The sequence below is a fragment of the Crossiella sp. CA-258035 genome, assembly GCF_030064675.1.
Classification (GTDB): Bacteria; Actinomycetota; Actinomycetes; order Mycobacteriales; family Pseudonocardiaceae; genus Crossiella.
This window is the reverse complement of record NZ_CP116413.1, coordinates 8,380,260-8,392,160: the sequence shown is the minus strand read 5'-3', so window position 1 is coordinate 8,392,160 and position 11,901 is coordinate 8,380,260. Positions and strand designations below refer to the sequence as shown.

Genomic DNA, 11,901 nt, shown 5'->3' with positions numbered 1-11,901 from the left:
TCAGCTGGCCTTGCCATACCGCTCGTGAGTGGCCCGCAGCTCCTTGGTCGCGGTCAGCCCAGCGCCGACGGCCACCACGACGGCCAGCACGTCGAAGATGAACCCGCCCGCGGTCATCAGCAGCGCGAGCACGGCCAGCACGACGGTGACGCCCACCTTGGGCATCCGCTCCTGCACGTAGTGCACGACCGGTTCGCCGCCCGCCCGCTTGGCAGCCGCGGACTTGAGCATGGCCAGGTATCCGCCGTTGGCCACCGCGGCGAGCAGGGCGACCAGCCCGACAAGAACAGCGATGAGATGCATGAACCCAGTGTGCGCCGGTATTACGGCGGCGGCATCGGTGACATCCCTGAGATGCTGCCCCGGTGATCGACGTCTACTGGCACCCCGACTGCCTGGCGCACGACACCGGCGCCGGCCTGTGGGAGCTGCCCGGCCACTGGGACTGGCTGGACGAGCCCGAACCCCACCCGGAGAACGCGGCCCGCCTGCGCACCTTCCAGCACGCCCTGCGACACGGCCCGATCAAGGACTCCCTGCGCTGGCACCAGGGCAGGCACGCCAGCCCCGCCGAGTTGGCCGCGGTGCACACCCCCGCCTACCTGGCCGAGCTCCAGGCCGCCTGCACCACCGGCGAACTGGTCGCGATCGAGGAGAACACGGTCGTCGGCCCCGGTTCCTGGGACGCGGTCCGCGCCGCCGCGGGCACCGCCGTCGAGGCCACCGCGTCCGTCCTGTCCGGACAGTCGAACACCGCCTACGCGCTCGTCCGCCCACCCGGCCACCACGCCCAGCCCACCCAGGCCGACGGCTACTGCCTGGTGAACAACGTGGCCGTGGCCGCCGCACACGCCCTGCACGCGGGCGTGGAGCGGGTGGCGATCCTGGACTGGGACGTCCACCACGGCAACGGCACCCAGGAGATCTTCTACGACGACCCCAGGGTGCTCACCATCTCGGTGCACATGCGGCACGGCCGCTGGGGCAAGGCCCACCCGCAGACCGGCGCCCCCGACGAGACCGGCACCGGCCACAACGTCAACATCGAGCTCTCCCTCGGCGCGGGCGACGAGGCATACCGCCGCGCCTTCACCGAGATCGCCGAACCCGTGCTCCGCCAGTTCCGCCCGCAGCTGCTGCTGGGCGCCTCCGGCTTCGACGGCTCCACCTTCGACCCGAACGGACGGCACAACCTCACCGCGGCCGGCTACCGCTGGATCGGCGGCCGCGTGGCGGCACTGGCCGAGGAGCTGACCGGCCACGGCCCGGTGCTCACCCAGGAGGGCGGCTACCTGCGCGGCTACTCGGCCCTGTGCCTGCACGCCCTCATCGAGGGCCTGCTCGGCCACACCGAGGAGCTGCTGGCCGACCCCCTGGCCTATCTACCTGACGACTCGGCGCGAAACCCCGACCGCACCACGGCCGATCTCGACCTGGTGCGGTCGGCGCTGCGCCCGTTCTGGCAGCTCTAGCGACCCAGCCGGCCGCGGCCCAGGCGGAGCAGGATCATGGCCAGCTCCTTGCCCTCGGGGCCGAGCTCGCGGAAGCGCGCCAGCACCGCCATCTCCCGGCTGTAGACGATCTTCGGACCGCCCGCGGCCATCCGCGCGGCGCCGATGGTCTGGGAGACCTCGGTGCGGCGCTGTATCAACCGGAGGATCTCCGAGTCGAGGTGGTCGATCTCCTCGCGCAGGGAGTCGATGTCGGTCTCGGTGCTGGTGGACTGTGCGTCGCTGTCGAGCGCGGCGTTCATGGCGATCCTCATCTGCTCGGGTGGACTGACCCGGCTGTCCCGGTCCCCGCAGCACAAAGCCCCGGGTCCAAGGACTCCGGGGCATCGGTCGTGGTTCGGCTGGCGTCAGCTGACCACGGGTGCCGGAGTCCGGTACCCGTAGAAAAAGTAAAACGCGCGGTGAGCCACAGATCGATTCTGGCACGCTTGCGCCCTGCCGTCGAGTCGTGTCCCGCTCGTTGAGAGGAACCCTCCATGCGCAAGCTCGCCCTGACCGCCACCGGACTGGCGGTGCTCGCCGCGGCCGCGCCGATCGCCAGCGCGGCTCCCGCCCTGGACTACGACATCGCGGTGGCCAGCAGCAAGACCGAGCTGCTCGCCTACAACCACGAGACCTTCACCTTCGAGGTGACCGTGCGCAACCCGGGCACGGTGGCCGGGTCCGCGGGCGCGGTGCACGCGCCCAAGATCAAGGGCCTGCGGCTGCGTGCCGGTGGCGAGGGCTGGACCTGCACCGAGCCGGCGGACTGGGAGTTCTTCTGCGCGAGCCAGGAGAACATCCCGCACGGCGGGAGCCTGCCGCCGATCACGGTGAGCGGCGTGCCCGACGGCACCACCTCGCACACCTTCATCCCGGTCACCGTGGACGGCTGGCGCCGCTCCGAGCAGAACCACGCCAACAACGCGGTCACCGTGCTGGTGACCAGTGTCCTGAGTGGGAAGTTCGCCAGCGGTCTCGACGGCCCAGCTTCCCGCTGACCGCACCGCGGGAAAGCCCACGTACAACCCGGTACGAGGGCTTCCCCTCGGCACGCCCAGCGGAAAGCTGGACCGCCGATACCACCACCGAACTTCCCACTCAGGACACTAGCCACGACCACTGACCTCCACCGGCAGGGCCCGGTTGGCGGCCCTGGTGAGCAGGATCCCGGCCACCACCATGCCGGCGACGCCCAGCGCCAGGGCCATCAGCTGGCTGTCCATGGCCTGGCCGAGGCTGCTGGCGAACAGCCCGAGCAGCGCCCACACGCTGGACCAGCCGATCGAGCTGACCGCGCCGAGGAAGAAGAACCGGCGCGGCGGCACCTTCATCGCCCCGGCCAGGATCGGCGCCAGGGTGTGCCCGACCGCGACGAACCGGACCGCGATCATCATGCTCGGACCGGCCGACCGCACCAGCGCCTCGGTCCGCGCCCAGCGGTGCTCGCCGAGCTTGCGGCCCGCCCAGCTGTACCGGATCTTGCCGCCGGTGCCGCGACCCAGCAGGTAGCCGCCGGTCTGGCCGATCAGCGAGCCGAGGCCCGCGGCGACGGCCACCAGCGGGAAGTACTCCGGCCCCAGCGCCACCGCGCCCGCGATGACCACCAGTTCGCCGGGCACCAGCGAGCCCACCAGCAGCGTCGCCTCCACCACGCACAGCGCGGTGATGATCAGCAGAATCGTGACCGGTCCAAGCCCCGCGAGGTCCGGCATCAGGTTCATGACATCCCTCTTACTAGGTCGACTGGACTAGTAGCGATGTTGTCGCTGAACCGGGTGCGAAGAATCGGGGAACGCCCCTGGCCCGTCCCTGAACGCGACCCAGGGGATGTCGGGGCCGCCGAGTACCGTGGTCTCCCGATGGACGCCTTGTTCGAACTCCACGAGCCCCCCGCCCCGCGCCGCCCGGCCCCGGCCGCGCCTGCCGAGTTGCTGCACGGGCTCAACCCACGACAGCGCGAGGCCGTCGAGCACAGCGGGTCGCCGCTGCTGGTGGTGGCCGGCGCCGGTTCGGGCAAGACGAAGGTGCTGACCAGCCGGATCGCCTACCTGCTGGCCGCGCGCGGGGTGCACCCCGGCGAGATCATGGCGATCACCTTCACCAACAAGGCTGCCGCGGAGATGAAGGAGCGGGTCAGCGCGCTGGTCGGTCCGCGCGCGCGGGCGATGTGGGTGTCCACCTTCCACTCCATGTGCGTGCGGGTGATGCGCCGCGAGGCGAAGTCGGCCGGGCTGAGCTCGAACTTCTCCATCTACGACAGCGACGACTCGCGCAGGCTGATCACGCTGGTGGCGCGGGACCTCGACCTGGACCCCAAGCGCTACCCGGCGCGCACCCTGGCGATCCACATCTCCAACCTGAAGAACGAGCTGCTCACCCCGGAGGACGGCGCCGAGCGCGCGGCCAACGACCTGGAGCGCCGGGTCGCTGAGGTCTACGGCGAGTACCAGCGGCGGCTGAACCAGGCCAACGCGCTGGACTTCGACGACCTGATCATGCGCACGGTCGAGCTGCTGCAGAACTTCCCGGCCATCGCCGAGTACTACCGGCGGCGGTTCCGGCACGTGCTGGTCGATGAGTACCAGGACACCAACCACGCGCAGTACGTGCTGGTCAGGGAGCTGGTCGGTACCGGAGAGGGCGGCATCCCGCCGGCTGAGCTGTGCGTGGTGGGCGATGCGGACCAGTCCATCTACGCCTTCCGCGGCGCGACCATCCGCAACATTGAGGAGTTCGAGCGGGACTACCCGCAGGCGCGCACCATCCTGCTGGAGCAGAACTACCGCTCCACCCAGACCATCCTGTCCGCGGCCAACGCGGTCATCGCGCGCAACCAGGGCCGCCGGGACAAGCGGCTGTGGACCGACTCCGGCGACGGTGAGCAGATCGTCGGCTACGTCGCCGACAACGAGCACGACGAGGCCGCGTTCGTGGCCAACGAGATCGACCGGCTGGTCGACTCGGCCGAGGCGGTCAACGGCGACATCGCGGTCTTCTACCGCACCAACAACTCCAGCCGCGTGTTCGAAGAGGTCTTCATCCGGCTCGGCCTGCCCTACCGGGTGGTCGGCGGCGTCCGGTTCTACGAGCGGCGCGAGGTCAGGGACGCGCTGGCCTACCTGCGGGTGCTGGACAACCCGGAGGACACGGTCAGCCTGCGCCGCATCCTCAACGTGCCCAAGCGCGGCATCGGCGACCGGGCCGAGGCCGTGCTCGCCGCACACGCCGAACGCGAGCGGATCTCCTTCGCCGCCGCGCTGCGCGAGGCCGCCGCGGACCGGATCCCGCTGCTCAACCCGAGGTCCCAGCGCGCCATCGCCGGGTTCACGGACCTGATCACCGAGCTGCGCGGCCTGGTCGAGGTCGGCCAGGACGTGGCCGAGGTGCTGGACACCCTGCTGGACAAGACCGGCTACCGCGGCGAGCTGGAGGCCAGCGACGACCCGCAGGACGCCTCCCGCCTGGACAACCTCACCGAGCTGGTGACGGTGGCCCGCGAGTTCGTCCAGCTCCAGGTCGCCACACCGGAAGACGGCGAGGACGCCGCCCCCCTGCCGGAGGACGAGGGCCTGCCCGCCCAGGACTCCCTGGCGGCCTTCCTGGAGCGCGTCTCCCTGGTCGCCGACTCCGACCAGCTCCCGGACGAGGGCGACGGCGTGGTCACCCTGATGACCCTGCACACCGCCAAGGGCCTGGAGTTCCCGGTGGTCTTCTGCACCGGCTGGGAAGACGGCATGTTCCCGCACCAGCGCGCCCTCGGCGACCCGGCCGAGCTGGCCGAGGAACGCCGCCTGGCCTACGTCGGCATCACCAGGGCCAGGGAACGCCTCTACGTCTCCCGCGCCCTGATGCGCTCGGCCTGGGGCCAGCCGATGATGAACCCGGCCTCCCGCTTCCTGGACGAGATCCCGGCCAACCTGCTCGACTGGCGCCGCGTGGAACCAGAACGCGCGGGCCCAGCCGCGGCCACCACCTGGGGCCGCCGCGGCTTCGACCGCGCCGCCAGCAGCGAGGTCAGCAACTCCCCGTTCGCCCGCCGCGCCGCGCTCAACAAGGGCTGGCAGAACACCCCGTCCCTGACCCTGGACGTCGGCGACCGGGTGAGCCACGACAAGTACGGCCTGGGCACCGTGATCGAGACCAACGGCACCGGCCCCCAGGCCACCGCCACCATCGACTTCGGCACCTCGGGCAAGGTCCGCCTGATGCTCATCGGCGGCGTCCCCATGGTGAAGCTCTAACCAGCCGACGGCCCCCCACCCCGATGGCGGTGGTGGGGGCGGCGGCGGCCGTTTCATCCAGAACGGCCGCAGCCCTCGAAGTAGTCATCCCGATCGCCGTCGCCCCGGAACCCCGCCGGACCTTGACCGCGAACATCACAGCGACGTGCTGTCCGTGCGGAACCGGCGAAGTCGATGCCGCGGAAGCGGTCGAAGAAGACCAGCGCCGGGCGGGCCGCGTGCCAGCGCCTGGGCGTCCTGCGCGGTGGACCGGTCGTAGGCCCGCCGTCGGAAATGCAGACATGCCGAGGAGCAGTCAGTAGGCGCTGACCCGTTTGGGCTAACGGGGTCCGGCGTTGCACTTCTGGGCAGTCGGAGGTTCCCCTGGCTGACTGCGGTCAGCGGCTTGACCTGCGGTTTTGTCTCGAAAAAAAGTTGAATCCCGAACCGGCAGCGACGGGGGAAGTTTTGTCGGTGGGTGGGTGTTAGATCAGCATCGGCACCCGATCGGGCGGGTTTGGCGGGGAGGGGTACGGGTAGTTACCAGATAGCGGGGCTTCGGCGGTTGAGGGCTCCGGGTGGCGTGTTTCGGGGGCCGCTCGGGTCCGACGGGAGACAACCGGCGGGGAACTGTGGGGACACGCGTCCGCCCGGGTGCCGCAGGGAAGTGCGGCATCCGGGCGGGGGCGGTAAACGCTGGGGCGTGGCTACTTCACGAAGACGCCGCGCTCGTTGAGCCAGGGCAGCGGGTTGATCTTCTTGCCGCTCGGGCTCCACACCTCGAAGTGCAGGTGCACGCCGGTGCTGAAGCCGCGGTTGCCCATGGTGGCGATCTGCTGGTTCGCCTTGACCTTCTGGCCCTCCTTGACCGTGATCCGGTCCATGTGGCCGTAGACGGTGATGGTGCCGTCCTTGTGCTGGACGCGGACCCACAGGCCAAAACCGCTTGCCGGACCGGCCTCGATGACCTCACCATCAGCGACGGAGACGATCGGGGTGCCCAGGCGGTTGGCGATGTCGATGCCGTAGTGCGTGGTGCCCCAACGGCCACCGAAGCCGGAGGTGAACACGCCCTGCGCGGGCGAGACGAACATCGGCTTGCGGGCCTCGGCGTCGCGGGCCGCGCGGTCCTGCTGGTCCTGCTTGATGCGCTCGCTCTTGGCCAGCTTCTGGTACTCGAGCGAGGCGTCCGTGGTCCGCGAGAGCGGGAGGACCTCGAGGGAGTCGCCACCGATGGCGGTGAAGCTTGCCTTGGCGTCCGCGCCGGAAGCCAGCGGGGTGACCTCGTCGGACGCGGCGGCGCTGCCGCTGCCGGTGTCCAGGGACGATCCGGCGGCCACAAAAGCGCCGGCCGCTACTGCTGCTACGACAACCCTGCCACGCATGGCAGAGGGCGGCGGCGGAAGCCGGTGCGCGCCGCGGGGACGCGCTTCACCCTTCTGCTGTTCGACCACGTCAACAGCGTGGGAGGGATGACCGCCGCCGGGGGAGCGGTGCTGAGTCAATGCCTGCCCTTCCGTCTCGGGGAGTCCGATTGGACGAGACCGGGCGGGGGATCCCGGTGGAGTCGGTTGGGGTAACCGGCTCCGTGTCCTCTTGTGATCGGACCGTGACAACGGACCCGGGGACAGTAACGGCGCGGCGCCCCTAGGGGCAAACCCCTGGGCCGAGATTCTGCTGAACGGGGGTTACTGACAAGTCTGAGACTTGCTGAGATGACACTCAGTATCCGGAATCGTGTGACCCAGATCACTATCTTGCGCGCCTGGGTGCCCGCTCAATCCATCCGATCGAGTGAGATGTGTGAGCACGGTGTGCACGATCGTGGGGTCCACCGGCAGCGAGAGGTGGCCGACGTCGCGCACCCGGTGGTTCAGCACGTCCAGGTCCGGGTGCGTCAGGCAGGCCGTGCGCTGCGGGATCATGACCTGGTCCAGCTCGCTCCACACCGCCAGGAACCGGGTCCGGCAGCCCGGCGCGGGCTCGGCCAGCTCGCCGAGCAGCTTGGAGCCGGGCCGCAGCTGGCGGGCCAGCCGGGTGGGCAGCAGGTAGGCCGTCATCGTGCCCGCGTGCGGCGAGCCCAGCGTCACCAGCGAGCGGACGTGCCCGTCCCCGCCCTGTTTCTGCACGTGGTAGCGGGCGATCACGCCGCCGAGGGAGTGCCCGATCACGTGCACCGACTCCGCCCCGGTCTGCTCGCGGATCCGCTCCAGGCAGCGGCCCAGGTACTCCGCGGCGGCCCGGACGTCGCCGGTCAGCGCGGTCAGCACGCTGTAGTTCACCGCGTGCACCACGCCGAACCCGCGCCTGCGCAGCGCGGCGGCCAGGAAGGTGAAGATCGACCGGTTGTCGCCGATCCCGTGCACCAGCACGATCGGGGTGCCCGCCGCCTCCAGGTCCGAGCAGACCAGGCCGCGCTGCATCGGCGGCAGCCCGTCGGTGCGGTAGCTGCCGTAGGGGCCCTCCGGCCGCAGTTGCTCGGCCAGCGCGCCCCACGGGTAGAGCACCGCGTGCGCGGCCAGCCAGGCCGTCTCCATGGTCGCCCCGCGCAGTCCGCCGGGGGTGAGCAGCGAGCGGACGAAGCGCAGGGTCTCGGCGGAGGCGTCCCGCACGCCGTCGACGCCATGCCGGGCCTGCTGGAGCAGCTCTCCCGCGAGCCCAAGTAACCCGGTAGTGGCATCCTTGCCCATACAACTCACGGTAAGTGATCTGGGCCATATTCGCCGCCTGCGATAGCAATCGTTTTATCAGGGCGTGGACCAGCGGCGACGGGGTATGTCTGGAGATCACTCGACGCGCCTGCGCCACCCGGCTCACCTACGATCTGCGCAGTGACGTCCGGATCCCCCGTCTCGCCCGCCCGGCTACCCGCCGCGATCGGTCTGGCCGTGCTCGCGGTCCCGTTCGCCGCACTCGCTCCGCTGATCGGGTCGGTTTCGCCCGAGATGCCGCCCGCCTACCCGTCCTGGCTGGTGCTGGCGCTGGTCAGCGCGCTGCCGCCGGTGCTGGCGGTGATCTTCGCCAGCCGCGGTGACCACGGTGGCGCGGCCGGGATCCTGCGCGCCGCCGGCATGCTCGCCCCCGGCCTGCTGCTGGTGGACCTCCAGGTGCTGGCGGACCCGCTGAGCGTGGCCCGGCCGGACCTGTTCGTGCCCACCCAGCTGGTGCACCTCTCCGCGGGCGGCGGCCTGTACCTGCTCCTGCTGAGCCGGGTGCTCATGATCGTCTCGGCGGTGCTCGCCGGTGGCGAGTGGGGCACCGAGGCCAGGGACACCGCCCGCGCCCGGCCGGGGCTGATGTACGGCGTGCTGTGGGTGACCGGCATGGTCGCGGTGCCGCTGTTCGTGCCCGCGTTCCTCTCCAGCGACCCGTACCTGCCCGTCCGGCTGATCACCGAGTCCCCGGCCGTGGTGGTCGCGGGCACGGTCCTGCTGGCCGGTTCGATGCTGTTCACGGGCGCGTACTTCGTGGGCGCGGCCGATCCGGAGGTGGCCAGGGGCGGGCTGATCGGCCTGGTCGCGGCCGCCGCCGGGGTGGCACTGGTTCCCGCGGTCTCCGCGCTGGCCACGCCCGGCCTCGGCCTTGGCCTGTTCCAGTGGGTGGCGCTGGCGCAGACCGCCTTCGCGCTGGTGGTGCTGGGGATCTTCGCCTGGGTGGCCGGGATGCGCCGGAACCTGGTCTTCGAGCTCGGCGAGCTGCCGGGGCACCGCAAGCTCCAACTGGCCGCCGGGGTGCTGGCCACCGTGGCCGGGGTGCTCGCGGTGGTGGCCAGCGCGCTGCCGATCGCCCGGCTGGCCTCCGGTGAGGTGCAGTCGGTCGGCTCGGCCCGGATGCTGGCGGTCGCCGGGTTCATCCTGCTCGGCCTCGGCCTGCTGGTGCTGTTCAAGGACACCGCGACCAGCTCCCGTCCCGCGCTGGCGGTGGCCTGGGTGCTGGTCCCGGCGACCGGTCTGGACGTGCTGGACACCGCGTTCAGCCAGGTGAACGGGTTGCGGGCGGCGTTGCTGGCCGCGGCCCTGGTGGTCATCGCGCTGGTCTGCGCCTCGGTCGCCGGGCTGCTCTGCGTGATCGCGGGCGGCCAGGAGCGGGAGGACACCGTCGACCTGTCCGAGATCAGCGCGGACCGGGTGGTGCTGGTCCCCGCCCTGCTCGGGGCCGCGCTGGGCTTCGGCGCCTACCTGCTGCCGGTGGTGGACAACCCGGAGTTCCCGGCCGCCGGCCTGCTCTGGGACTTCCGCACCGAGACCTGGGGCCTGCTGCTGAGCCTGGCCGCGGTGGTGGGCGCGGCGCTGCTGGCGCCCCGGTCCCGGCCGGCGCGGGCGAGCGCGCTGCTGGCCGGGGCCGCGCTGGTGGTCGCGCTGCGGGTGGCGGAACTGCCGGTGCGCGGCGGCGGATCTGCCGGTCTGGGCTTCTTCCTCGGGCTCGCGGCGCTGGCCGCGCTGCTCGCCGGAGCGGGTGTCGCGTGGTCGCGACGCTCGTCAGCAATGAGCTTCACGGAGTAGCGTGCCCGCATGAGCGGTCGGATTCGCGTGGTGGTGGCCAAGCCCGGTCTCGACGGCCACGACCGGGGCGCCAAGGTGGTGGCGCGGGCGCTGCGGGACGCCGGTATGGAGGTCATCTACACCGGCCTGCACCAGACCCCCGAGCAGGTCGTGCAGACCGCCATCCAGGAGGACGCCGACGTGGTCGGCCTGTCCGTGCTCTCCGGCGCGCACATGACCCTGTTCGCCAGGGTGATCGAGCTGCTCAGGGAGAAGGGCGCGCAGGACGTGGTGGTCTTCGGCGGCGGGATCATCCCCGACGACGACATGCCCAAGCTCACCGAGCTCGGCGTCGCGAAGGTCTTCACCCCCGGCGCGACCACCCAGGAAATCGTGGACTGGGTGCGCGGAAACGTGCCTGCGCAGTAGTGCCGTTGCTCACGGTGATGGACTTCACCGGGTGGTGGTGCGTGTCAAGGGGTGTGACCTCGATAGGGTCTGCCAGGTCCGACACCGGCGTCGCAGGAGACTTCTAGTGGACCTGTACGAATACCAGGCGAAGGATCTCTTCGCCGCCCATGGAGTGCCGGTGTTGCCCGGCGCCGTGGCTAGCACCCCTGAAGAAGCCAGCGCGATCGCGGCGGACCTCGGCTCGACCGTTGTGGTCAAGGCCCAGGTCAAGACCGGCGGGCGTGGCAAGGCTGGCGGCGTCAAGCTCGCCGAGACCCCCGAGGACACCAAGGCCAAGGCGGAAGCCATCCTCGGCCTGGACATCAAGGGGCACATCGTGCACCGCGTCCTGGTGACCCCGGCCTCCGACATCGCGGAGGAGTACTACTTCTCCTTCCTGCTGGACCGGGCCAACCGGACCTTCCTGGCGATGGCCTCGGTCGAGGGCGGCATGGACATCGAGGAGGTCGCGGTCACCAAGCCCGAGGCCCTCGCGAAGGTCCTGATCGACCCGATCAAGGGCGTGGACAAGGCCAAGGCGGACGAGATCGTCGCCGCGGCCAAGTTCCCGGCCGAGGTGGCCGACCAGGTTTCCGCGGTCATCGTGCAGCTCTGGGAGACCTTCGTCTCCGAGGACGCCACCCTGGTCGAGGTCAACCCGCTGGTCCGCGACCCGCAGGGCAAGATCATCGCCCTGGACGGCAAGGTCACCCTCGACGAGAACGCCGACTTCCGGCACCCGGCGCACGCCGAGCTGGTGGACAAGCAGGCGGAGAACGAGCTGGAGGCCAAGGCCAAGGAGAAGGGCCTCAACTACGTCAAGCTCGACGGCCAGGTCGGCATCATCGGCAACGGCGCGGGCCTCGTCATGTCCACGCTGGACGTGGTGGCCTACGCGGGCGAGAAGCACAACAACGTCAAGCCGGCCAACTTCCTGGACATCGGCGGCGGCGCCTCGGCCGAGGTGATGGCCAACGGCCTGGAGATCATCCTGGGCGACACCGACGTCAAGTCGGTCTTCGTCAACGTCTTCGGCGGCATCACCGCCTGCGACGCGGTCGCCAACGGCATCGTCAAGGCGCTGGAGATCCTCGGCGGCGAGGCCACCAAGCCGCTGGTCGTCCGCCTGGACGGCAACAACGTCGAAGAGGGCCGCCGCATCCTGGCGGAGGCCAACCACCCGCTGGTGACCGTGGTGGACACGATGGACAACGCGGCCGACAAGGCCGCCGAGCTCGCTGCTGCGGGGGCATGACC

Annotated in this window: 11 protein-coding genes; 6 read left to right on the top strand and 5 right to left on the bottom strand. The window is 70.8% G+C overall.

Annotated features, from left to right (window positions below; all coding sequences use genetic code 11):
* On the bottom strand, nucleotides 1-303 hold the full coding sequence (locus tag N8J89_RS37880; RefSeq protein ID WP_283661725.1) for a hypothetical protein: 303 nt from the start codon (nucleotides 301-303) through the stop codon (nucleotides 1-3).
* Between the two features lie 62 nt (nucleotides 304-365).
* Between N8J89_RS37880 and N8J89_RS37875 the strand changes: the two genes are divergently transcribed.
* Complete coding sequence (locus N8J89_RS37875) at nucleotides 366-1,472, top strand: arginase family protein (RefSeq protein ID WP_283661724.1); 1,107 nt, start codon at nucleotides 366-368, stop codon at nucleotides 1,470-1,472.
* Here N8J89_RS37875 and N8J89_RS37870 read toward each other — a convergent pair.
* Nucleotides 1,469-1,810 carry a chorismate mutase gene (locus N8J89_RS37870; protein WP_256508921.1) on the bottom strand — a complete coding sequence of 114 codons (342 nt, stop codon included), beginning with the start codon at nucleotides 1,808-1,810 and terminating at the stop codon, nucleotides 1,469-1,471. The genes N8J89_RS37875 and N8J89_RS37870 overlap by 4 nt on opposite strands.
* A 177-nt stretch (nucleotides 1,811-1,987) precedes the next feature.
* On the opposite strand from N8J89_RS37870, the gene N8J89_RS37865 reads away from it, so the two are divergent.
* Entirely contained in the window at nucleotides 1,988-2,491 is a 504-nt protein-coding gene (locus N8J89_RS37865) for a hypothetical protein (protein ID WP_283661723.1), read from the top strand.
* 108 nt (nucleotides 2,492-2,599) lie between these two features.
* Here N8J89_RS37865 and N8J89_RS37860 read toward each other — a convergent pair whose 3' ends face one another.
* On the bottom strand, nucleotides 2,600-3,214 hold the full coding sequence (locus N8J89_RS37860) for a DedA family protein (RefSeq protein ID WP_283661722.1): 615 nt from the start codon (nucleotides 3,212-3,214) through the stop codon (nucleotides 2,600-2,602).
* A gap of 138 nt (nucleotides 3,215-3,352) precedes the next feature.
* On the opposite strand from N8J89_RS37860, the gene pcrA reads away from it, so the two are divergent.
* Nucleotides 3,353-5,734, top strand: coding sequence for a DNA helicase PcrA (pcrA, locus tag N8J89_RS37855; protein WP_283661721.1), 2,382 nt, complete (start codon nucleotides 3,353-3,355; stop codon nucleotides 5,732-5,734).
* A 686-nt stretch (nucleotides 5,735-6,420) separates the two neighbouring features.
* Here the strand turns inward: pcrA and N8J89_RS37850 are convergent.
* Both N8J89_RS37850 and N8J89_RS37845 read right to left on the bottom strand, forming a co-directional pair.
* A complete protein-coding gene (locus N8J89_RS37850; RefSeq protein WP_283661720.1) occupies nucleotides 6,421-7,098 on the bottom strand; it encodes a M23 family metallopeptidase in 678 nt (225 codons plus the stop codon).
* Between the two features lie 303 nt (nucleotides 7,099-7,401).
* A complete protein-coding gene (locus N8J89_RS37845) occupies nucleotides 7,402-8,403 on the bottom strand; it encodes an esterase/lipase family protein (RefSeq protein ID WP_283661719.1) in 1,002 nt (333 codons plus the stop codon).
* Between the two features lie 141 nt (nucleotides 8,404-8,544).
* On the opposite strand from N8J89_RS37845, the gene N8J89_RS37840 reads away from it, so the two are divergent.
* The 3 genes from N8J89_RS37840 to sucC all read left to right on the top strand — a co-directional run bounded on the left by N8J89_RS37840 (nucleotide 8,545) and on the right by sucC (nucleotide 11,899).
* Complete coding sequence (locus tag N8J89_RS37840) at nucleotides 8,545-10,215, top strand: hypothetical protein (protein WP_283661718.1); 1,671 nt, start codon at nucleotides 8,545-8,547, stop codon at nucleotides 10,213-10,215.
* A gap of 9 nt (nucleotides 10,216-10,224) precedes the next feature.
* The gene (icmB, locus tag N8J89_RS37835; protein WP_283661717.1) at nucleotides 10,225-10,623 is read left to right on the top strand and encodes a coenzyme B12-dependent isobutyryl CoA mutase small subunit; all 399 of its coding nucleotides are present in this window, start codon (nucleotides 10,225-10,227) and stop codon (nucleotides 10,621-10,623) included.
* 106 nt (nucleotides 10,624-10,729) lie between these two features.
* Nucleotides 10,730-11,899 carry an ADP-forming succinate--CoA ligase subunit beta gene (sucC, locus tag N8J89_RS37830; protein ID WP_283661716.1) on the top strand — a complete coding sequence of 390 codons (1,170 nt, stop codon included), beginning with the start codon at nucleotides 10,730-10,732 and terminating at the stop codon, nucleotides 11,897-11,899.
* The last annotated feature ends 2 nt before the right edge of the window (nucleotides 11,900-11,901 follow it).